General features: G+C 80.5%; 13 protein-coding genes. 10 read left to right on the plus strand and 3 right to left on the minus strand.

The features are described 5' to 3' along the window. Window positions 1-104: 104 nt before the first annotated feature. Genes A2CP1_RS19855 through A2CP1_RS19870 form a run of 4 tightly spaced genes read left to right on the plus strand, consistent with a single transcriptional unit; the run spans window position 105 to window position 11,537 of the window. Window positions 105-9,920 (plus strand): hypothetical protein, encoded by a 9,816-nt coding sequence (locus tag A2CP1_RS19855; protein ID WP_015934992.1) that lies wholly within the window; start codon window positions 105-107, stop codon window positions 9,918-9,920. Between the two features lie 8 nt (window positions 9,921-9,928). Further along, the gene (locus tag A2CP1_RS19860) at window positions 9,929-10,510 is read left to right on the plus strand and encodes a hypothetical protein (protein WP_015934993.1); all 582 of its coding nucleotides are present in this window, start codon (window positions 9,929-9,931) and stop codon (window positions 10,508-10,510) included. Between the two features lie 9 nt (window positions 10,511-10,519). Beyond that, window positions 10,520-11,224, plus strand: coding sequence for a 7-cyano-7-deazaguanine synthase QueC (queC, locus tag A2CP1_RS19865; RefSeq protein ID WP_015934994.1), 705 nt, complete (start codon window positions 10,520-10,522; stop codon window positions 11,222-11,224). Window positions 11,225-11,255: 31 nt separating this feature from the next. Next, on the plus strand, window positions 11,256-11,537 hold the full coding sequence (locus tag A2CP1_RS19870; RefSeq protein WP_015934995.1) for a polyhydroxyalkanoic acid system family protein: 282 nt from the start codon (window positions 11,256-11,258) through the stop codon (window positions 11,535-11,537). A gap of 73 nt (window positions 11,538-11,610) precedes the next feature. On the opposite strand, the gene A2CP1_RS19875 is transcribed toward A2CP1_RS19870, so the two are convergent. After that, a complete protein-coding gene (locus A2CP1_RS19875) occupies window positions 11,611-11,919 on the minus strand; it encodes a hypothetical protein (protein WP_012527829.1) in 309 nt (102 codons plus the stop codon). A gap of 178 nt (window positions 11,920-12,097) precedes the next feature. Here A2CP1_RS19875 and A2CP1_RS19880 point away from each other — a divergent pair, with 178 nt between their 5' ends. Together A2CP1_RS19880 and A2CP1_RS19885 are read left to right on the plus strand one after the other, a co-directional pair. Beyond that, window positions 12,098-12,436 carry a hypothetical protein gene (locus tag A2CP1_RS19880; RefSeq protein ID WP_015934996.1) on the plus strand — a complete coding sequence of 113 codons (339 nt, stop codon included), beginning with the start codon at window positions 12,098-12,100 and terminating at the stop codon, window positions 12,434-12,436. 101 nt (window positions 12,437-12,537) lie between these two features. Continuing rightward, the gene (locus A2CP1_RS19885; protein ID WP_015934997.1) at window positions 12,538-14,424 is read left to right on the plus strand and encodes an N-6 DNA methylase; all 1,887 of its coding nucleotides are present in this window, start codon (window positions 12,538-12,540) and stop codon (window positions 14,422-14,424) included. On the opposite strand, the gene A2CP1_RS19890 is transcribed toward A2CP1_RS19885, so the two are convergent. Then, window positions 14,421-15,041, minus strand: coding sequence for a sensor histidine kinase (locus A2CP1_RS19890; RefSeq protein ID WP_015934998.1), 621 nt, complete (start codon window positions 15,039-15,041; stop codon window positions 14,421-14,423). The genes A2CP1_RS19885 and A2CP1_RS19890 overlap by 4 nt on opposite strands. A 253-nt stretch (window positions 15,042-15,294) precedes the next feature. On the opposite strand from A2CP1_RS19890, the gene A2CP1_RS19895 reads away from it, so the two are divergent. Continuing rightward, complete coding sequence (locus A2CP1_RS19895) at window positions 15,295-16,419, plus strand: Gfo/Idh/MocA family protein (protein ID WP_015934999.1); 1,125 nt, start codon at window positions 15,295-15,297, stop codon at window positions 16,417-16,419. A 69-nt stretch (window positions 16,420-16,488) separates the two neighbouring features. Here the strand turns inward: A2CP1_RS19895 and A2CP1_RS19900 are convergent, their stop codons facing one another. Beyond that, entirely contained in the window at window positions 16,489-16,947 is a 459-nt protein-coding gene (locus A2CP1_RS19900) for a Fur family transcriptional regulator (RefSeq protein ID WP_041450722.1), read from the minus strand. Window positions 16,948-17,104: 157 nt separating this feature from the next. On the opposite strand from A2CP1_RS19900, the gene dacB reads away from it, so the two are divergent. From dacB to A2CP1_RS19915, 3 genes are all read left to right on the plus strand, one after another. Then, the gene (dacB, locus tag A2CP1_RS19905; protein WP_245529859.1) at window positions 17,105-19,324 is read left to right on the plus strand and encodes a D-alanyl-D-alanine carboxypeptidase/D-alanyl-D-alanine endopeptidase; all 2,220 of its coding nucleotides are present in this window, start codon (window positions 17,105-17,107) and stop codon (window positions 19,322-19,324) included. 102 nt (window positions 19,325-19,426) lie between these two features. Further along, entirely contained in the window at window positions 19,427-19,912 is a 486-nt protein-coding gene (locus A2CP1_RS19910; protein WP_015935002.1) for a single-stranded DNA-binding protein, read from the plus strand. Between the two features lie 149 nt (window positions 19,913-20,061). Beyond that, the gene (locus tag A2CP1_RS19915) at window positions 20,062-20,841 is read left to right on the plus strand and encodes a DUF4253 domain-containing protein (protein WP_015935003.1); all 780 of its coding nucleotides are present in this window, start codon (window positions 20,062-20,064) and stop codon (window positions 20,839-20,841) included. The last annotated feature ends 9 nt before the right edge of the window (window positions 20,842-20,850 follow it).

Consider the following 20,850-nt stretch of genomic DNA (forward strand, 5'->3'; position numbering starts at 1 on the left):
TCTCGTCGGAGGCCGGACCGGCGCCGCGGGGAACCTGCTCCCGGGTCCCACCCGGCGACCCGCGATTCGCCCCGCGGGGCCCCCTCCGGTAGAATTCCGCCCCCATGGCGGAGGTGAGACAGCAGCCCGCCCCCGCCCACTCCTCGGAGCCCGGGGCGGGGTCCGGGGCCGGCTTCGAGCTGCGGCTCGAGCGCGGCGGCGCCTCGGTGCGGCTCGCGGATCGCGAGCTGGCGCCGGGGCTCACGCTCGAGTCGCTCACGCTCCGCGTCCCGGACGTCCACTTCCCGTTCGACGCCGGCGCCGGCGCGGCGCAGTTCCGCAGCCGGCTCACCGACCTGCTCGAGCTGCGCGTGGCGCTCACGCCCGCGCCGGTCGAGGCCGCCCTGGCCCGCGCCGGCCTGGGCGCCCTGGGCCTGGAGGACGTCCGGATCGCGTTTCGCGAGGGCTTCGCCGAGCTGGCCGGGCGCATCGCCGCGGGGCCGGCGTTCACGCTGCAGGCGGGGCTCCTGCCGCGCGGCGAGCGGGGCCTGGCGCTCGTGTTCCACTCGCCCCGGCTCTACGGGCCGGCGCCGCTCCCGGCCGCCGCGCTCCCGCACCTGGCGGCGCGGGCGCTGGAGGCGGCCGGCGCCGCGGCCCTGCCGGGCGACCCGCTCGCGCCGCTGCTGCGCGCCGCGCTCGCGCCGCGGGGCTGGAAGCTGCCGCGCCCGCACGGCGCGCGCCTGGCGAAGGCCGCGTTCGCGCCGGGCGTCGCGCGGATCGCCTGGGAGGCGGCGGCCGGGCCGGCCGAGGCGGGCGGCGCGCCGGAGCTGCTCGCCGCCGACGAGGGCGCGCGCGCGTTCGCGCCGGCCTGCGAGGCGCTGGCGCGCGGCGAGCCCGAGCACGCGCGCGAGGCGCTGCTGGCCCAGGGGGCCGCCGCGGCCGCCCACCCGTTCGCGGCCGAGCTGCTGCTCTCGCTCCTGCTCCTCGAGGATCGCTTCCACGACGAGGCGCTCGACCTCGCCGCGGCCTGGCTGCAGCGGCGCCCGGACTTCGCGCCGGCGCTCCTCGCCGAGGCGCTGGTGCGGCAGGCGCGCGGCGAGCCGGCCCGGGCGGCGCGCGCGTACACGGCGCTCGCCGCCGCCGCGGGCGGCCGGGGCGAGGCGTTCGCGGCGCTCGCCGCCGCCGAGGCGGTGTTCGACGTGCCGGGCGCGGACCCGGCCGACGCGCTGCGCGCGGCCGAGGTGGCGCTGGAGGTCCGGCGCGACCACGTGCCCGCGCTCCGGGCGCTCCGCGCGCTCTCGGCCGCCTCGGGGGATCGCGAGGCGCTGGTCCGCGCCGACCGGCGGCTGGTGGCCTACGATCCGGATCCCCAGGAGAAGGCCCGCGCCCACGCCGAGCTGGGCGAGCTGCTGCTGCACAGCGATCCGGCCGCGGCCCGCCTCCACCTCGACCAGGCGCTCCGCCTCGCCCCGGAGGATCCGGCCCCGCTCGCCGCGCTGGCGCGGGCCTGCGCCGCGGCGGGCGAGCCGCTCCGCGCCGTCCGGGCGCTGGACCGGCTGAAGGAGCTCCACCTCGCGCGCGGGGATCGCGCCGCGGCGGCGGATGCGGCGCTGGAGGCGGGCGCCGCCTGGGAGGGACCGCTCGCGCACGCCGAGAACGCGCTCCTGCGCTACCGCGCCGCCGCCGAGCTGGCGCCGGGCCCCGAGGTCCACGCCCGCGCCGCCCGCGCCGCCGAGGCGCTCGGGCACTGGGCCGAGGCGTCCGACTTCCACGCGATGGCGCTCGCCGGCATCGACGCGGCCACGCCGGACGGCGCGGCGCTGGCGGTGCGCACGCGGCTCGCGCTCGCCGAGGTGGCCGAGCGGCGGCTGGGCGATCCGGCCGCGGCGGCGGCGCACCTCGAGGCGGCGGCGACGCTCGCGCCCGGCGACGCGACGGTGCTGGCGCGGCTGGCGGAGCGGCTCCGCGGGCTGGGACGGCCGCCGGCGCTCGCCGCCGCGCTCGACCGGCTCGCCGGGCTGGAGCCGGACCCGGACGCGCGGGCGGCGCTGCTGGCCGAGGCCGGCGCCGCGCTGCGCGCGGCCGGCCAGGACGGCGAGGCGGCCCGCCGCTTCGCCGCGGCGCTGGCGCTCGCGCCGGCCTGCGCCCCGGCCCTCTCCGGCCAGGCCGAGCTCGCCGCGGCGCTCGGCGACGCCGCCGCGGAGCGCGAGGCGCTGGAGCGGCTGCGCGCGCTGACCGCGGACGCGGAGGCCGCCGCCGCGCTCGACGATCGCATCGCCGCGGCCGCGGAGCGCGCCGGCGACCTCGCCGCGGCGCTCGCCGCCGCGTCCTCGGCCCGCGCCGCCCGGCCCGACCCGGCCCGGCTCGCCGCCGAGCTGCGGCTGGCGCGACGGGTGGCGGACGCGAGCACCGTGGCGGAGCTGCTGGCGGAGTCCGCCCGCCTGGCCGCGGCGGCCGGCGACGCGCCCACCGCGGCCGCGGCCTGGCTGGAGCGGGGGCGGTTGCTCGTGCCGGTGGACCCGCCCGCCGCCCTGGCGGCGCTCGCGGAGGCGCGGGCGGCGGCGCCGGGCGACCCGGCGGTGCTGCGCGTGCAGGCGGACGCGGCCGCGCGCGCCGGCGACCCCCGGCTCGCGCTCGGGGCGCTGCGCGCGCTGCTGGCGGGCGGCGCCGCCGACGCCGCCGAGCTCGAGCTGCGCGCGGCGCGGGCGGCGCTGGACGCGGGCGAGCCGTCCGCGGCGCGCGAGCACGCGGAGCGGGCGCACGCGCTCGAGGCCCCCGGCGCGGGCGCGCTGCTCGCGGAGGTGCTCGCGGCCACCGGCGACGACGCGGCGCGGGCGGCGCTCCTCGAGCGGCTCGGGCGCTGGCTGGAGGCCGCCGAGCTGCACGAGCGGGCCGGCGACCTGCCGCGCGCGCTCGCCGCGTGCGAGCGCGCCGCCGACGATCCGGCCACCACCCCGGCCGCGCTGGCCCGCCTCGCCGAGCTGCGGGCGGCGGGCGGCGACGCGCGGGGCGCCTCGCGGGCGCTGCTGCTCCTCGCGCGGCTCACCGGCGGGCGAGACGGCGCCACCCTGGCGCTGCGCGCGCACGGGCTCGATCCGGCCGGCGAGGCGCTCGACCTGGCCGCGCAGCTCGACCCGTCGTTCGCGCCCGCCCGCGCCCGGCGCGCCGCCGGGCGCGTGGCGGAGGACCCGCGCGGCGCGCTCGGCGACGCGGAGGCGGCGCTGGCCGGCGACGCGCTCCCTGCCGCGGAGCGCGCCGGCCTGCTCGCGCTCGCCGCCGGGGCAGCCGCGGCGTGCGGCGACGCCGGGGCGGCGCGCCGGCACCTCGCCGCCTACTGCGAGGCGGTCCCCGGCGACGACGCGGCGCTGGCGCGCCTCGCCGGGCTGCACCGGCGCGCCGGCGATCCGGCCGGGCTGGAGGCGGCGCTCCGCCGGCGGCTCCCGCCGGCGCGCGGCGCGGACGCCGCCGCGGTGCGGGCCGAGCTGGCCGCGCTCCTCGCCGGGCGCGGCGAGGCGGCCGAGGCCGCGCGGCTCGCGGGCGAGGCGCTCGATCGGGATCCGGCCTGCCTCCCGGCGCTCCGCGTGCTCTGCGCGGCCCCCTGCGCCGGCGCGCTCTCCCCGGCGCAGGCGCTCGACCTCCTCGGGCGGCGCGCCGCCCACCCGCTCGCGGACGCCGCCGAGGCCGCCGCCGCGCAGGCCGGGCGCGCGCGGCTGCTGGCCGCCGCCGGCGATCTCGCGGGCGCGCTCGACGCCGCCCGCGCCGCCGCCGGGGCCGGCGACGACGACGCCGCGCTGGAGCTCCGCGCCGACCTGGCGGCCCGCGCCGGGGCGCCCGCCGAGGCGGCCCGCGCGCTGCTCGCCCGGGCGCTCCGGGCGCGCGACCGCGGCGAGCCGGACGCGGGCGACCGGCTCGCCGAGGCCGGGCTGGCGCTGCTCGCCGCCGGTGCGGCCGAGGACGCGGCCGGCGCCGAGGCGGCGCTGCGCGACGCGCTCGCGCTCGCGCCCGGCCGCGAGAGCGCCCGCGCCGCGCTCGCGGCCCTGGCCGAGCGCGCCCGGGCCCGGGGGGACGCCGCCGCCGAGCGGGACGCGCTCGCCGCGCTGGTGCCGCTGCTCCCCACCGGCGCGAAGCCCGCGGCGCTCCTGCGCCGGGCCGCGCTCGCGGCCGCGCTCGGCGACCGCGCCGGCGCGCTCGCCGCTGCCGAGGAGGCCCGCGCGCTCGCCCCGCGGGATCCCGCCGCGGTCGAGGCGGCGCGCGCGCCCGCGGAGGCCGCGGGGGACCTGGGCGCGGTGGCCGACCGGCTGGAGGACCTGGCCGCGCTGGAGCCGGCCTCGGCCGGGCGGCGGCGGCTCGAGCGCGCCGGCCTGCTGGCGCGCCTCGGGCGCACCGTCGAGGCCGACCGCGCCTACGCGGCGGCGCTGGCCGCGCTCCCGCCCGACCGCGGGCTCGCCGAGGAGCACGCGGCCTTCCGGCGCGCGCACCTGCCCGCCCGCCCCGCCGGCGAGCCGCTCGAGGCGTACGCGCGCCGCGCGCCGACGCCGCGCGACGCGGCCCGGGCGCTCCGCGCCGCGGCGGCGCTGGCGCTCTCGCAGGGCGATCTCGCCGGCGCCATCCGCGCCGCGCGCCGCGCCTACGCCCGCACGCAGGACGACCTCGCCTTCGCGGCGCCGCTGCTGGCGCGCGTCCTCTACCTGGGCGGCGCGTCCGGCGAGGCGCTGGTGGTGCACCGGCGCCTGCTCGAGGCCGGCCTCGGCGCGCTCCCGCCCGAGGACGCGCTCGCGCTGGCGCGCCAGCTCGCCGAGCTGGCCGAGGACCGCGGCGAGCGCGCGCTCGCGCTGGCCGCGCTGACCGAGGTCCTGGCCCGCCGTCCGCAGGACCTCGAGGCGGCGGTGCGGCGGCTGGCGCTGGACGACGACCCGGAGCGCGGCGCCCGCGTCGTGCTCGCGGCGGCGGAGGCGGCCCGGTCCGGCGCGGCGCGGGCCGACGCGCTCGGGCGCGCCGCGACGGCGCTGCTCGCCGGCGGCCGGCCCGACCTCGCCCGCGACCTCTACCGGCGGGCCCGCGCCGCCGCCGCGGCCGACCCGGCCCGCAGCGCCGCGCTGGCCGAGGCGCGCGCCGGGGCGCTGGCGCGGGCCGGCGCGCCCGAGGCCGAGCGGCTCGACGCGCTGGGCGAGGCCGCCGACCTCGCGCTCGACGCCGGCGAGCCGGACGCCGCGCGGCGGCTGCTCGCCGACGCGGTGGTGCTGGCCCGCGCCCTCGATCGCCCCGCGGAGGCCGCCCGGCTCTCGCTCCAGCTCGACGCGCTCGCGGCCGCGGCCGGCGACTTCGCCGCGGCGGCCGCGCACGCCCGCGCCGCCGGCGCGCTGCTGCTCGACGCCGGCGATCCGGCCGGCGCCGCCGAGGCGCTGGAGCGCGCGGTGGCCGCCGCGCCGGGCGAGGCGGAGGGCGTGGCGCTGCTGGAGCGCGCCGCGCACGCGCTGGGCGACGCGGGGACGCCGCACCTCGCCCGCGCGCTCGCCGCCCGGGCCGCCGCGGCCGCGCCCGGCCCCGCCCGCGCCGCGGCGCTGGTGGCGCTCGCGGACGTGCACGCGGCCGCCGGGGCCACCGGGCCGGCCGAGGCCGCGCTCCGGGAAGCGCTCGCGCACGACCGCGGGAGCGCCGCCGCCCGGGAGCGGCTCACCGCGATCCTGAGCGCGACCGGCCGCGATCCGGAGGTCGCGCGGATGCTGCTGGAGCGCGCCGAGCGCGAGGCCGACCCGGCGGCGCGCGCCCGCATGCGGCGCGACGCGGTGACCCGGCTGGCCGCCTCGCCGGATCCCGCCGACCGCGCCCGCGCCGCGGAGGCCTGCGCCGCGCTGGCCACCGAGGGGCCGGCCGATCCGGTGGCGCTCCGCGCGGCCGCGGCGCTGCTCCGCGACCTGGGGCGCCGCGAGGAGGCGATCCCGCTGCTCGCCGCGCTGCTGCGCGCCGACCCGGACGACGAGGACGCCGCCCGCGAGCTGGCGCACGCGTACGCGGACCGCCACCTGGAGCGCGCCGAGCTGTTCCTCGGCCGCGCCGCGCACGCGCGCGGGCCGGCGCGCGCCGGCCGGCTGCGCGAGGCCGCGCGGGCGCTGCACGCGGCCGGCGAGGACGGGCGGGCGCGGGCCGCGCTGCGCGACGCGTTCGACGCCTGGCCCGCGGACGACGGCGCGTTCGTGGCGGCGCTGCGCGAGGCGGCCGCCGACCCGGAGCGGCTCGACGGCGTGCTCTCCGCCCGCGCCGCGGCGGTGCCGGCCGAGGCGGCGAGCTGCCACCGCGCGCGCGCCGACGCGCTGCTCGCGTTCGGCGAGGGCGAGCGCGCCGCCGCCGCCTACGAGGCCGCGCTCGCGGCCGCGCCCGGCGACGTGGAGACGCTCGCGGCGCTGGCCGCGTGCCTGGCCGCGACCCGCGGCCCGGCGGCCGCGGCCGAGCTGGACCGCGGCCTGGTGGCGTGGGCCGGGGAGGCGCGCGGCGCCGTGCCCGCCTCCGCCGAGGCGGCGGCGCGCTACCGGCTCGGCCTCTCCGCCTGGGCCGAGGGCCGCGCCTCCGACGGGATCGCGCACCTGGAGCGGGCGCTCGCGCTCGCGCCCGCCGACGAGCGCGCCGGCATCGCCTGGGCGGCGCTGGCGCACGGGCACGCCGCGCTGGGCGACCCGGCGCTGGCGCTCGCCGCCGCCCGCAGCCGCGCCGAGCGCGCGCTCGCGCTGGGCCTGGCCGAGGAGCGCCGGGTGGCGCTGGAGGCCGCCGCGGAGCTGGCCGAGGGGCTCGGCGACGCCGGCCGCGACGCGGCCGAGCTGCTGGAGGCCCTGCTCCAGCTCCGCGCGCGCGACGGCGAGGGGCCGGAGGCGCTCGCGGCGCTGGCCGGGCGCACCGCCGCGGCGCTGGACGCGGCGGGCGAGCCGGCGCGGGCCCGCGACGCGCGCGCGCTCGGCGGCCTGGAGCCGGCCGCGCCGGACGCCGCCCCGCCGCCCGCGGCGCCGCCCGCCGGCGCGCGCGAGGCGGCCCGCGCGGCCGCGGAGCGCGCGCTCTCCTCCGAGGATCCCGCCGAGCGCGCCGAGGCGTTCACCGCCGCGGCCGAGGCGCTGGCCCGCGCCGGCGCGCCCGACGACGAGGTGCGCGGCGCGCTCGAGCTCGCCGCCGGCGCCGACCCGGACGCGCCCGGCCCGTGGCGCGCGCGGGCGCGCCTGGAGGCCGCCTGGGGCGAGCCGCTCGCCGCGGCCCGCGCGCTCCTGTCGGCGTCCATCCGCAGCGACGGCGACGAGGCGTCGCGCAGCGCGCTCGAGGCCGCGCGGCTGTTCGAGGACGCCGGCGCCCACGGCGACGCCGCGCGCGCGTACCGGGCCGCGGTGCTGGCGCGGCCCGGCTGCGTGCCCGCCCGCACCGTGCTCGCGGAGGAGGCGCTCGCCGCGGGCGACCCGGGCGCGGCGGTCGAGCACCTCCGGGCCATCCCCGAGGCCGGGCTCGCGCCCGACGCCCGCACCGCGCACCGCCGGCGCCTCGCCCGCGCCCTGGACGCGGCCGGCCGCGCCGGCGAGGCCGAGGCGCTCTACGCCGAGCTGCTCGCGGCCGACCCCGGCGACCCCGAGGCGTTCGAGCGCGCGGCCGCGCTGGCGCTCGCGCGCGGCGCCCTCGACGCGTGGCTCGATCTGGCCCAGCTCCACGAGCAGGCGCTCGCGGCCTGGGGCCAGACCGCGCGGCGGCGCGATCTGCGCCAGGCCCGCGGCGAGCGCTTCGCCGCGGCCGGGCACCTCGAGGCGGCGCGCGGCGCGTTCCTGTCGGTGCTGGAGCTGGATCCGGTCCACCCGCCCGCGCTGGACGCGCTCGCGGCGCTGGACGGCCGGCGCGACGGGTGGGCGGAGGCCGCCGCGGGCCTCGCGGCCGAGGCCGCCGCCGCCGGAGATCCCGCCGAGGCCGCCGCGCTGCACCTGCGGCGCGCCCGCATCCAGCTCGACCGGCTCGGCGACGAGGACGCCGCGGCCGCGACGCTCCACGACGCGCTCGCGGCGGCGCGCGCCAGCGGCACCGCCGCCGCGCTGCGCGGCGCCGAGGAGGCGGAGGCGCTGCTCGCCGGGATGGGCCGCCCGGCGGCGCCGCCCGCGGCGGAGCCGGACCCGATCGCCCCTCGCGCGCCCGCCGCCGACCCGGTCGCCGAGGTGCTGCGGGCGCAGGCGGCCGCGGCCGAGGGCGTGGCCCGGGCCGAGCTGCTGGAGCGCCTCGCCGGCCACCTCGAGCGCGCCGGCGACGCGCCCGGCGCCGCGGACGCGCTGATCGAGGCGCTCGAGGCCGACCCCGAGCGCGACCTCACCTGGTCCTGGCTCCTGTCGGTGGCCTCCGGCGACGTGACGCGGCTCGCCCGCGCCGAGGCGATCCGCGCCCGGAGCGCCGAGCCCGCCGCCGCCGAGCTGCCGCCGCCCGCCGGGTGGTCGGACGAGGAGATCGCGCTCGCGGCCGAGGGGCCGGGCGCGCTGCCCGCCACGCCCGCGGTGGGCGCCGAGCTCGGGCCGGACCACCCGCTGCCGGTGGCGGAGCTGGCGGCCCGCGGGCGCGCCTGCCTGCAGGCCGCGGAGTGGGAGCCGGCGCGCGCCTGGCTCGCGGAGGCGCTGGCCCGCGACCCCTCGGACCTGACGCTCGCCCGCGACCTCTCGCGCGCCGCCGAGAAGCTGGGCCGCTTCGACGACTACGTGCGCCTGGGCGAGGCCTGCGCCGACGCCATCGCCGCCTACGACCCGCTCGCCGCCGCGGCGCGGCTGCGCCACTTCGCCGAGCTGCTCCGCACCCGGCTCGGCGACCCGGAGCGCGCCGCGGTGATGCTGGAGAAGGCGCTCTCGCTCGTGCCGGACGACTTCGAGGCCCAGCGCGAGCTGCTCGTGGCCCGGGCGGCGCGCCCGGAGACGCAGGCCCGCGCGGCGGAGGGCTGGCTGGAGCTGGCGCGGCGCGATCCCTCCGACGCGACCGCCCTCGCCGAGGCGAGCGCGCTGTGCGCGGCCCTCGCGGCCGCCGAGCGGACCGGCGCGGAGGACTCCGCCCGGCTCGCCGAGCGCGCGCGCCTGGCGGCCTCGCTCGCCGCGTTCGCCGATCCGTCACGGAGCGCGCCCGCCGGGGCGCCGGTCGCCGCGCACCTGCCCGCCGCGCTCCGCGAGCGCGTCGCGGCGCCGGGCGCGAACGGCCCCTGCGCGCGCCTGGTGTCGCTGCTCGCGCCGTGGCTCGAGCCGCTGTTCCCGGCCGACCTCGCCGCGCGCGGCGCCGGGCCCGCCGACCGGCTCGCGCCCGCCGCCGCGCCGGCGCTGCACGCCGCGCTGGAGCGGGCCGCGCGGGCGCTCGAGGCCCGCCCGCACGCGGCGCTCCTCGGCGCCCGCCCCGGGCGCGAGGTGGTCATCGAGAACACCCGCCCGCCCTCGGTGGTGCTGCCGGCCGGGCTCGCCGGCCTGCCCGAGGGCGCGCTCGCGTTCCTGGCCGCCCGCACGCTCGACCTCGTCGAGCACGGCTGGGCGCTGCTCGGGAAGTTCGCGCCGCGCGACGCCGCCATCCTGCTCGAGCTGGCCTGCCGCTTCGGCGGTGGCGCGCCGCCCGCCATGGGCCTCCCCGCCGCGCACGCCGGCGCGTTCCTCGCCGCGCTGGAGCGGACCGTGCCCGGCGAGGTGAGCGCCACCGCGGCCGCGCTGGCCGGCCCGGCCGCGGCGGAGCTCCGCACGCTCGACCCGCGCGCGCTCGCGGCGGCGGTGCGCCGGACCGCGAACCGGGTGGGCCTGCTCCACGCCGGCGACCCCGGCCACGCGCTCCGCACGCTCGCGCTCCTCGACCGGCGCCTCGACGGCGGGCCGCTCGATCCGGTCGAGGCGCTCGCCCTCCCCGACCTCCGCGACCTGGCGCTCCTGGCCCTGTCGGATCCGTTCGTCGAGCTCCGGCTCGCGGTGCTAGGCTAGCCGGCCCCGTGCCTCGCCCTCCGTCCCACCGCGCGCCGCGCGCGCTCTCCCTCGCCGGAGCCGTCCTGCTCGGCGCGCTCGGCCCCACCGCGTGCCGCAGCGACGGCGCCGAGGACTGCCCGGGCGAGGTCGTGGGCGTGTTCGGCCTGCAGGCGCGCCGCGTGGAGGCCTCGACCGCCTGCACGGTCGAGCCGGCGGGCGGCTGGGCCGCGACCGTGCCCGAGACGATCCCCGCCGAGCTCGCCGGCGATCCGGAGGCCGTGTTCCCGGTGACGCTGGCGCAGGACCCGCGCACCGGGGCGGTGGCGCTGTGCACCGGCCGCGACCACGAGGCGGTGCTGCGCGGGGTGCGGAGCGGCGACCACGTCCAGGCCTCGGCGGCGGCCGGCGAGGCCGTGCTGAGCGCGTGCGCCGCCACCTGCACCGCGGCGCTCACCGTCGCGATCGAGGGCGACCTCGCGTTCCCGGCGGGTGGGCCGCCCACGCTGGCGGGGACGCTGGTGGAGACCTACGGGGCGACCGGCGGCGCGTGCGCGCCCTGCGCGCTCCCCTGCACCGCGAGCTACGCGTTCACCGCGGTGGCCCGCTAGGATCCTGGAATGGCGAAGGCGACGAGCAAGGCGCGGCGCGCGGTGGTGCTCCTGTCGGGAGGGCTCGACTCGAGCACCTGCCTGGCGGTGGCGCGCGCCGAGGGGCTGGAGGCGCACTGCCTCTCGGTGGACTACGGGCAGCGGCACAAGGGCGAGCTGGCGCGGGCGCGGCGCATCGCGCGGGCGCTCGGCGCCGCCGGCCACCGCGTGGTGAAGGTGGACCTCTCCGCGTTCGGCGGCTCGGCGCTCACCGACGCGGCCATCGCGGTGCCGAAGGGGCGCAGCGAGGCGCGGATGGCGCGGGACATCCCGGTCACCTACGTGCCGGCCCGCAACACCGTCATGCTCTCGCTCGCGCTCGCCCACGCCGAGGTGATCGGCGCGGAGCAGATCTTCGTGGGCGTGAACGCCATCGACTACTCCGGCTACCCGGACTGCCGGCCGGCCTTCCTGCGGGCGTTCGAGCGCCTGGCGAAGGTCGCCACCCGGGCCGGCGTGGAGGGGCGGCCTCTCCGGATCCGCGCGCCCCTCCTCAGGCTCTCCAAGGCGGGGATCGTCCGGCTGGGCACGAAGCTCCGCGTCCCCTACCGCTTGACCCTCTCGTGCTACGACCCGATCCGCGGCCGCGCCTGCGGCCGGTGCGATGCCTGCCGCCTGCGCCGAAAGGGATTTGCCGAGGCGGGGGTGCAGGACCCAACTCAATACGCGAAGTGACCGGCCGAGGGCCGGCGGAGGACCCGCAAGGATGCCGCAGATCACGAGGAAGTACCCCGGCAAGAACGCCGGTGAGATCTACGAGAAGGTCGACGAGGTGATGGACCGCCTCGCCCAGAAGCTGTCGCTCGACTACCAGAAGGACGGCGGCGCGAAGACCGGCAAGGTCTCGAAGATGGGCGTCAGCGGCGCCTACGCGGTGAAGGACGAGGAGGTCGTCATCGACCTCAAGTTCCCGATGCTGGTCCCGGGCTCGATGCGCCAGAAGGTGCAGGAGGACATCGAGCGGAAGCTGGACGGGCTGTTCGGCTGAGCCGGGGCCCTCCGCGCGCCGGAGGTCCGCGCGTCCTGGGCCGCCCGTCGAAGGACGAGCAGCGCCGCGCGCCCTAGTCCAGCGGCACCACGATCGCCCCGGCGCGCTCGTTCATGCGCTCCACCGCGGCGTAGATCGCCTGCAGGGGCGAATCGCCGGACCCGCTCGCGGACTTGAGCGCGGTCCGGCGCCGCTTCGCGGACGGGCCGGCCACGATGCGGGCGCCGGCGCGCCCGTGCAGCGCGTCCGGCCACACCCGGACCTGCATGCCGGCGCGGTAGAGCGCGAGCAGGACACGTCCCATCTCTGCGGCGACGCGTTCGTCGGCGTAGGTCATCGAGCGTTCCGTGGTGCGATCCCGCCGGGTCCGGCCGCGAGGCATGGCCCCATCCTCCCGGAATCCGGCGTTCGGCTGCGCATCCTAGCGGGGGTGCCTGACAGCGCCAGTTTCCGGCCCCGCCGGTCGGGTGCGGCCGGACCGGCCAGGCCCCAACAGGCCTGTCCCGCCTGGCGCCCCGGCGGCTTCTCGCCCCCGCGCGGCACGGCTACGTTCAGGGTGCATGATCGCGCGCTGGACGAGCTTCGCCGTGGGGCTGGCGCTCCTGCTCGCGCCGCTCGTGCTGGGCTACGGCGAGGTCGGGCCCATCCTGCACGACGTGGCGGTGGGGCTGCTCGTCTGCATCGGCACGGTCGCGGCGATCGAGTGGCCGCCGGCGCGGTACGCGCTCGCGGCGCCGGCCGCGTGGCTGGTGTGGACCGGCCGCGGCGCCACCGAGCCCGCCGCCGGCGTGGCCGAGATGACCGCGGGCGCGGCGCTGCTGGTGCTCGCGTTCGTGCCCGGCGCCCGCGCGGTGCCGCGGCTCGGGCGCGAGGACCGGCCGGACCACGCGCGCGCCTGAGGCCGGGCGCTCCGCCCCCGCTCCGGATCCCGCATCGCGTACAATCCGCCCGTGCCCGCCGCCGCCCCCGTCGCGATCGCCCACGCCGGAGCGCCCGCGCGGTGAGCCCGCCGCGCACTCGCCCTCCCGCCGATCCCACGCGGACCGCGCTCGACGCGCTCGCGGCGCTGCCGCCGGCGGATCAGCTCACGGTGGCCGCCGCGCACCTGGGCGGCGCCCCGCAGGCCGTCCTCGCCGCGCTCGGGCTCCGCGCCGGCTCCGAGCTGGACCCTTCGCCGGAGCGGCTCGACGGCGCGCTGCTCGAGTCGCTCTGCGCGCGCGCGCTGGCCGGCGCGGACGGCGCGGTGTTCACCCCGCCGGCCGAGGCGCGCGCGCTCGCGGCGCTGGGGCTCGCCCACGCGGCGGCGCGGCGCGGCGGGCCGGCGCCGGCGGAGGCTGCGGCGGCGCTGCTCGCGGGGCGGGCGCAGCCGGCGCTCTCGCGCGCGCTCGACGGGCTGGCGGTGCTCGACCCGGCCTGCGGCGGTGGCGCGCTGCTCGCCGCGGCCGAGCGCCTGGCGCGCGGCGTGGGCGCGCGGCTGCGGCTCGCCGGGATCGACCTCGCCCCGCTGGCCGCCCGGGCCGCGGAGGCACGGCTCGCGCTCCTCGGGGCCCGGGCTGCGATCCGCCGCGGCGACGCGCTCGCCGCCCCGTGGCCCGCCGCCGACCTGGTGCTCGCGAACCCGCCGTTCCTGCGCCACGAGCGGCTCGCGGCCGCCGCGAAGGCCCGCGCCGCCGCGGCGAGCGGGCTGGGGCGGCAGGCGGACCTCTCCGCGCACTTCGCGGCGGTGGCGCTGCGGCACGCGCCCGTCGCGGCGCTGGTGTGGCCGCGGGCGCTCGACGTGTCGCGCTCGTCGGAGCCGCTGCTCGCCGACGCGCGGGCGCGCGGCGGGTTCGCGGTGCGCCTGCGCTCGCGCGCGGCCGGCAGCTTCGCCGCCTCGGTGGACACCGCGCTGGTGGTGTGGGCGGAGGGCGCCGCCGAGGCACCGGCCGCCGAGGCCTCGGTGCCGCTCGCCGCGCTCTCCGACGCGGAGCTCTCGGCGCTCGCCCGGGGCGCGGGCGGCCGGCGCGTCCGGCTGCGCCGCCCGCGGGCGGCGGCCCCGCGTGGCGCCACGACCCTGGGCGCGCTCTGCGAGGTGCGCTTCGGCACGAAGAGCGGGTGCAACGCGTTCTTCCACCTCGCCCCGCTCGGCGGCGGCCGCTACGCGTCGCCGCTCGCCGGCGAGGTCCGGCTCGCGCCCGCCGACGTGGTGCCGCTGCTCGCCTCGCTGAAGGAGGCGCGCGCGCCGGAGCTGGCCGACCCGCAGGGCGTCCTGTTCCGCCCGCCGGCCGCGCCCGGCGCCGCCGCACGCCGCTACCTCGCGCTCGGCGAGGCGGCCGGGGTGCACCACCGCCCGAGCTGCGCGGGCCGCGCGCCGTGGTGGCGGCTCGCGCCCGGCCGCGGGCCGGCGCCGCTCCTCTACCCGGCCAAGGTGGGCGCGCGGGCGTTCGCGTTCCTGAACGAGGCGGGGCTGTGGGAGGACAAGAAGTGGCACGCGCTGTTCCCGCGCGCCGGGGCGCCGCCCGCGTGGCAGCTCGCGCTCCTGCTCGCCGCCACGCCCGTCCGGCTGGCGGTGGACGAGGGCGCGCGCCAGCTCACCGGCGCGCAGGCCATCGCCGACGTGGACTGCCGCGTGCTCGCCGCCGCGCCGTTCCCGCCGGCGGACGCGTTCCGCGCCGAGGCCGCCGAGCTCGCCGCGCTGCGGGCCGCGCTGGCCCGGGACCCCGTCACCACCGACCTGCGTGCCACGCTGGACCGGCCGGCCCAGCGGGCGCTCGACCGGCTGGCCGGGCGCCTCCTCGGCGAGACGGCGGCGGCGGTGGAGCGGCAGCGCGACGCGCTCGCGGAGCGGGTGGCGGCTCGCCTCGCGCACGCGGCCGAGGTGCGGCGCCTCCTGCTGCGGGCCGGCTAGTCTCGAGGCGGCTCGCGCGCCGGATCGGAAGCGTCGAGATCCGGCAGGACGTCCCCAGCGCGCCGCGGGAGGGTCGCGACGTAGGTCGTGCCGGCGCGCGTCCGGATGCGCGCGAGCTCCCCGCGATGCTGCAGCATGATCTTGCGCGCGGCCGCGACCCGGAGCGTACCGACCGCGTCGTCGGCGCCGTCGGGTCGCACGCCGCGCTCGAAGAACGTCACGAGCGTGTCGCCCCGGTCGAGCGGGCGCGCGAACTGGACGCGCACCACCACGACGTCGTCGTGCTCCCGCCAGCGCAGCGACACCCGTTCCTCCGCCCGGGTCCGCTTCAGCGCGTCCTCGAGCAGGATCGTCACCGCGTACGCGATCCGGCGCGGATCCCACTCCCCCGTCCCGTCGCGCTCGGCGTCCGGCGCGTACTCGACCGCGCGATCCGGGAACCTCGCCGCGACGTCGTCGAGCGCGCTCTGGCAGAGCTCGGAGAGCGTGGTCGGCTGGAGGTCGAGCGGGAACTCCTCGTGCTCGGTCCCACGGTTCGGGTTCCGGTCGGCGGCCGGGGCCTGGCGGCCGAGGAGCAGCTCGCTCCCCCGGTCCATCGCGCTGGTCTCGATCGTCATGTCGTGCTCCGGAGCTGGGGCCCGCACCGCGGACCTCGTTCGTGTAGGGAAAGGCCGGGCGACGTGAGGAAATTCCGGCCGCCCTTTCGGATGGTGGGCAGCGTCGAGCACGCGGGCCGCGCGGCCACTGCGGGCCCGATCGCGAGCACGGCGCGGGGGGTGCCGTCCGGCACGGCGCTCGCTCCCACGCTCGCCGGCGCCCGCCTGCACGATCCGCCGCGCGCGCCCATGTTTCGCGCGCGAAGGAGCGCACATGGCGCGCGAGCGGCGAAGGGAGCGCGGGCGGCGCACGGTCGGGTACGCGGTGGTCGGCCTCGGGCACATCGCGCAGGCGGCGGTGCTGCCGGCCTTCGAGCACGCGCGGGGCACCTCGCGCCTCGCGGCGCTCGTCTCCGGCGACGCGACCAAGCGGAAGGCGATCGGCAAGCGCCACGGCGTGCCGACGTTCGGGTACGAGGACCTCGACGACGTGTTCGCCCGCGAGGACGTGGACGCCGTCTACATCGCGCTGCCGAACACCGAGCACGCCGCCTGCGCCGTTCGCGCCGCGCGCGCGGGCGTGCACGTCCTCACCGAGAAGCCGATGGCGACCTCCGAGGAGGACTGCCGCGCGATGATCGCCGCCGCCGAGGAGGGCGGCGTGAAGCTGATGGTGGCGTACCGTCTCCACTTCGATCCGGCCACGCTCGAGACGGTCGAGCTGGTGCGGGCCGGGAAGCTCGGCGAGCCGCGCTTCTTCTCGTCCGACTTCTCCTACCAGGTGGAGCCGGGCAACATCCGCACCGACGCGCGCCTGGGCGGAGGCGCGATCTGGGACCTCGGCCCGTACTGCGTGAACGCCGCGCGCTACCTGTTCGGCGCGGAGCCGATCGAGGTCTTCGCGATGGAGGCGCTCGCCCGCGACCGGCGCTTCCACGGCGTGCCCGAGGCCTGGTCGGTCACGCTGCGCTTCCCCGACGAACGGCTGGCGACGCTGACGTGCAGCTTCGGCGCCGCCCCCGTGGACACCTGCCGCCTGGTCGGCACGAAGGGCGACGTGCGCCTCGAGCCGGCGTTCGAGTACGTCGGGAGCCTCGTCCGCCACCTCACCATCGACGAGCGCACCAGGACGAAGAAGTACCCGCCGTCCGACCAGTTCGCGCCGGAGCTGGTCCATTTCTCGCGCTGCGTCCTCGAGGACCGCGAGCCCGAGCCGGACGGCTGGGAGGGGCTCGCCGACGTGCGGATCATCGAGGCCGCGCTCCGCTCCGCGCGGGAGCGCCAGCCGGTGCGGCTCGAGCCGATCGAGCGCCGCCGCCGGCCGCGGGCGGAGCAGGCCATGCACCGCCCGCCGGTGGCGAAGGCCGGCGTCGTGCACGCGCAGGCGCCGTCGCAGTGAGGGCGTCGCCGGGGCGAGCTCGACCAGGCCACCCGCCCGCCATCTCGCGGGCGAGCGGCGTCCAGCGCCTCAGCCCCGCGGCGGCTCGCCCGCCTGGCAGTCCGGGCACGTCCCCACCAGCTCGTGGTGGTGCGCCTCCAGCCGGAACCCGTACCTCGAGGCCACCTCGCGCTGCAGGATCTCGAACGCCTCGAACTCGAACTCGACCACCCTCCCGCAGCGGGAGCAGACCAGGTGGTCGTGGTGGTGCCGCCCGAAGGTGGTCTCGTAGCTGCGGGCGTCGCCGGCCACGATGGCCGGCTCGAGGATGCCCGCCTCGGCGAGCAGCGGCAGGGTCCGGTACACGGTCGCCTTGGACCCGCGGATCCCGCGCTGCTTGAGGTCGGCGATGAGCTCGTCGATGGGATAGTGCCCCTGGCGCGCCAGGGCGGCCTCGACGATGGCGGCGCGGGCCTCGGTGAGGCGGAGGTCCCGCTGGTGCAGGAACCGCTCGAAGCGCTCCAGCGCCTCGCGCGTGCGACCGTCCACGCCTTCCGCGCGTCCCTCGCTCACATCGCCATACCTAGCGAGCGGGGGACCCTCCCGTCAACGCGGCCCCGAAATACCCCCCGCCCGCCCGGGCGTTCACCTGGGCGCGCGCTCGCCTGCGCGTCCACCGCCCGCCCATCCGATAATGCAGCCCACCGTGCCCTCCTCCTCCCGTCCCCTCTTCCCGCCCGCCCTGCTCGCCGCGGCGCTCGCCGCCGCCGTCGTCCCCGCCGCCGCGCTCGCCGCGCCTCCGCCCCCGGTGCCCACCGCCGACGCGCCGTCCCGCGAGGCCGCCCGCGCGCTCACCGCGATCGTGGACGGCTCGCCGCTCGCCGGCGCGCGGGTCGGGATCCTCGTCTCGGCAATCGACACGGGCGAGGTGGTCTACGCGCGCGACCCCGACGTCCTGCTCAACCCGGCGTCCAACGTGAAGCTGGTGACGAGCGCCGCCGCGCTGGCGCGGCTCGGGCCCGAGTACCGATTCGCGACCGAGGTCCTGGCCGAGCCGAAGGGTGGCGCGGCGCGGGCGCTCTACGTGCGGGGCAAGGGCGATCCCTCGATCGTGACCGAGCGGCTCTGGGCCATGGCGGGCGACCTCCAGCACCTCGGCGTGAAGCGCGTCGGCGAGCTGGTGGTGGACGAGGGCTTCTTCGACGGCGAGCGGACCGGGCCCGGCTACGACCAGGAGGAGGGCGATCGCGCGTACCTCGCGCCCGCCGGCGCGCTGTCGCTCAACTTCAACGCGGTGGCGGTGCACGTCGGACCGGGCGACCGGCGCGGCGCGCGCGGCCGGGTGGAGCTCGAGCCCGCCAGCGACTACCTCGAGATCGAGAACCGCACCACCACCGTGCGCGCGGGCTCGCCGCGGCGAGTGATCATCGAGTCGGTCGCGCGCGGCGGCAAGCAGCGGATCGTGGTGAAGGGGCGCGTGCCGCTCGGCAGCCGGGTGCAGCCGCAGTGGCGCCGCATCGAGGACCCGGCGCTCTACCTCGGCCACACGCTGGCGCGGCTGCTCGAGCTGCGCGGGGTGAAGGTTGGGAAGGTGCGCGCCGGCGCGACGCCCGAGGGCGCGCGGCTGGTGCTCGTGGCGCAGTCGGACCCGCTCGGCGAGCTCGTGCGCCGGCTCAACAAGACCTCGAACAACTTCGTGGCCGAGCAGCTCCTGAAGACGCTCGGCGCCGAGGTGAAGGGCGCGCCCGGGACCTGGCCGAAGGGCGTGCAGGTGGTGGAGGAGTTCCTGGCCGAGGCCGGCGTGCCGCGCGGCACGTACGTCATGAAGAACGGCTCGGGCCTGAACGACACGAACCGCTTCAGCGCCCGGCAGCTCGTGACGCTGCTCCGCGCCATGTACGCGCGGTTCCCGCTCCAGCCCGAGTACCTCTCCTCGCTGCCGGTGGCCGGCCGCGACGGCACCATCCGCTGGCGGATGGAGGGCACCGAGGCCGCCGGCCGGCTCCGCGCCAAGACCGGCACGCTCGAGAACGTCACCAGCCTCTCCGGCTACGTGGAGGACGGCGCGCACCGGACGCTCGCGTTCGCGGTGCTGGTGAACGACTACCCGGGCCGCTCCGCCGGCGTGCGCCGCGCCGTCGACGCGCTCGGCGCCGCGCTGGCCGCGAGCGGCGGCCCGCCGGCGGGCCTCGCGGCGGCGGTGGCGCAGGGCAAGGAGCCGGGGCCGGCGGCCGTCGTGCCGGTCGCCGCGACGCTGGACCTCGCGCGCTCGGCGCAGCCGTACTACGCGCTCGCCCGCACCGGCGACCCGCGCAACGAGCCGTTCCTGCGCGGCGCGCTGCGGGCCGAGAGCGACCCCGCGCTCCGGCTCGCCATCGCCGAGGCGGTGTACCTGTCCGACCCCGAGGGCGAGGCGGCGCGGCGGAGCTTCCTCGACCAGGTCACCCCCGACGCGCGCGTCCTCGGGCGGCTCTGGTCGGCCCTGGGGACCGAGGAGCCGCCGCCGGTCGTCCCCTCCCTCGCCGAGCTCGCCGGCGAGGGCGTGCCGGAGGCGCTCGCGAAGCTGGTCGAGCTCGCGCCCGCCGCCGCGCTCGACGGTGCGCTCGCGGCCCGCCTCGCCGAGGCGCTCGCCGGCGTGGCCGCGTCCGCGCCCGACGAGCTCGTCCAGGCGCTCCGGGCCGCGCGGGCGTCCGACGCGGACGCCGCCGTCGGCGCGCTCGGCGCCGGGCTGGCGCGCAGCGACGAGCGCGAGCACCCCTTCCCGCCCGCGCTCGCCGCGCTCGCCGGCCGGCAGGACGAGCTCGGGGCCTACGCCCGCACGCTAGGCCCACGGCTCGAGGAGGCCCGCCACGCCGCCGAGGCGGTCCGCGCCGCGCCGGCGCTCGTGCCCGTCGGCGGGACGGTCGTGCCGGCCTCCGGGCGGTAGGCCGGGGCCCCGGCGTCGCCGATGTCAGGGGGGGCGGCTAGGCTCCAGCCTTCACTCACGACGCCTGCGTCCAGCGCAGGCCACGCAGGGGAGAGCGACGCCATGGTGAACAGGGTCATCCTCGTCGGGAACCTCGGGAAGGATCCGGAGGTCCGGTACACGTCCGGCGGCCAGGCGGTCGCGAACCTCCGCATCGCCACCTCCCGCTCCTGGACCGACAAGCAGTCCGGGCAGCGCAAGGAGGAGACGGAGTGGCACGACGTCGAGGTCTGGGGGAAGCAGGCCGAGCAGTGCGGTGAGTACCTGGCGAAGGGCCGCCAGGTCTACGTCGAGGGCCGGCTCAAGACCGACAAGTGGCAGGACAAGCAGTCCGGCCAGGAGCGCTCGAAGGTGAAGGTGGTCGCCGAGACCGTCCGGTTCCTCGGCGGTGGCGGCGGCGCCGGCCGCGGCGCCGGCGGCCCCGGCCGCCAGCACGGCCCCGACGACGCCCCTCCGGGCGGCTTCGAGGAGCCGGATTCCGGCCCTGGCCCCGGCTTCGGCTCGGGGGGCGGCGCGGGCGGCGGTGGGCCGGACGACATTCCGTTCTAGCCGGCGCGCATCGCGGGCAGCATCGACGGCGCGGGCCACTGGCCTCCGCCGTCTTCCTTTCGAGGCCATGGCGCCCCGCGGGCCCGGAGGTGCGCGCGTGTCGGCGCGGCGCGCATTTCTGGTGTTCGCTCTCCGTGCGATAAGGCTGCATGTCCTTCTGGAAGCGATGGCTGGGCCGAGGCGCGTCCGAGGTGGAGCCTGCCGGCGAGGCGCCGGCGGCGGAGACGCCGGAGTTCCCCTACCCGCTCGTGGCCGTCCCGGGCCGCATCGCGCTGGAGGAGTGGCAGCGCCTGCGCGAGGCCTGGCGGCCGGAGGGCGCGTGCCCGGTGCTGCTCGGCACGCGCGAGCAGGTGGAGTCCGCGCGCGAGGGGCTGGAGGGCGGCGACGCGGCCACGATGCTGAAGGCCGCCGAGGTCCTCGACGCGCGCGAGGCGCTCGATCGCCGGCTGCGCGAGCTGGAGCAGGACTACGCGGAGGATCCGCCGGACGACAACGAGACCGGCCTCTTCGTCCCGCAGGGCGCCTGGCCCGCCGCGCCGTCGCGCGGCCACCAGCTCGGCGCGCACTGCGACATCACCACCGACCTCCCGCATCCGGTCGTGTACCTCGCGCGGATCCCGACCGTGCGCTCGTGGGAGGCCTTCGCCTACCTGAACTACGGTGCGTGGAACGCGTGCCCGGCGACCGAGGAGCACGTCGCGCTGCACCGGCACTGGCACGAGCGCCACGGCTCGGAGGTCTACGCGATCGCCGGAGACGTGGTGGAGTGCTGGGTGCCGCGCCCGCCGGAGGATCGCGAGGGCGCCGAGGCGCTCGCGCGCGAGCAGTGCCTGTACTGCGACGACATCGTGCACCAGGGGACGCAGACGCTGCTGAACCTCGCCGCCGAGCTGAAGGACGCGCACGCGTGGTTCTTCTGGTGGGACTGACCCGCCGTT

The sequence above is a fragment of the Anaeromyxobacter dehalogenans 2CP-1 genome (assembly GCF_000022145.1).
GTDB lineage: Bacteria > Myxococcota > Myxococcia > Myxococcales > Anaeromyxobacteraceae > Anaeromyxobacter > Anaeromyxobacter dehalogenans.

What these genes read in the sequence shown, in the direction of transcription:
- A2CP1_RS19855 (WP_015934992.1), top strand. Translation starts at nt 105, where the DNA reads ATGGCGGAGGTGAGACAGCAGCCCGCCCCCGCCCACTCCTCGGAGCCC.
- queC (WP_015934994.1), top strand. Translation starts at nt 10,520, where the DNA reads ATGGCGAAGGCGACGAGCAAGGCGCGGCGCGCGGTGGTGCTCCTGTCG.
- A2CP1_RS19870 (WP_015934995.1), top strand. Translation starts at nt 11,256, where the DNA reads ATGCCGCAGATCACGAGGAAGTACCCCGGCAAGAACGCCGGTGAGATC.
- A2CP1_RS19875 (WP_012527829.1), bottom strand. Translation starts at nt 11,919, where the DNA reads ATGCCTCGCGGCCGGACCCGGCGGGATCGCACCACGGAACGCTCGATG.
- A2CP1_RS19880 (WP_015934996.1), top strand. Translation starts at nt 12,098, where the DNA reads ATGATCGCGCGCTGGACGAGCTTCGCCGTGGGGCTGGCGCTCCTGCTC.
- A2CP1_RS19890 (WP_015934998.1), bottom strand. Translation starts at nt 15,041, where the DNA reads ATGACGATCGAGACCAGCGCGATGGACCGGGGGAGCGAGCTGCTCCTC.
- A2CP1_RS19895 (WP_015934999.1), top strand. Translation starts at nt 15,295, where the DNA reads ATGGCGCGCGAGCGGCGAAGGGAGCGCGGGCGGCGCACGGTCGGGTAC.
- A2CP1_RS19910 (WP_015935002.1), top strand. Translation starts at nt 19,427, where the DNA reads ATGGTGAACAGGGTCATCCTCGTCGGGAACCTCGGGAAGGATCCGGAG.
- A2CP1_RS19915 (WP_015935003.1), top strand. Translation starts at nt 20,062, where the DNA reads ATGTCCTTCTGGAAGCGATGGCTGGGCCGAGGCGCGTCCGAGGTGGAG.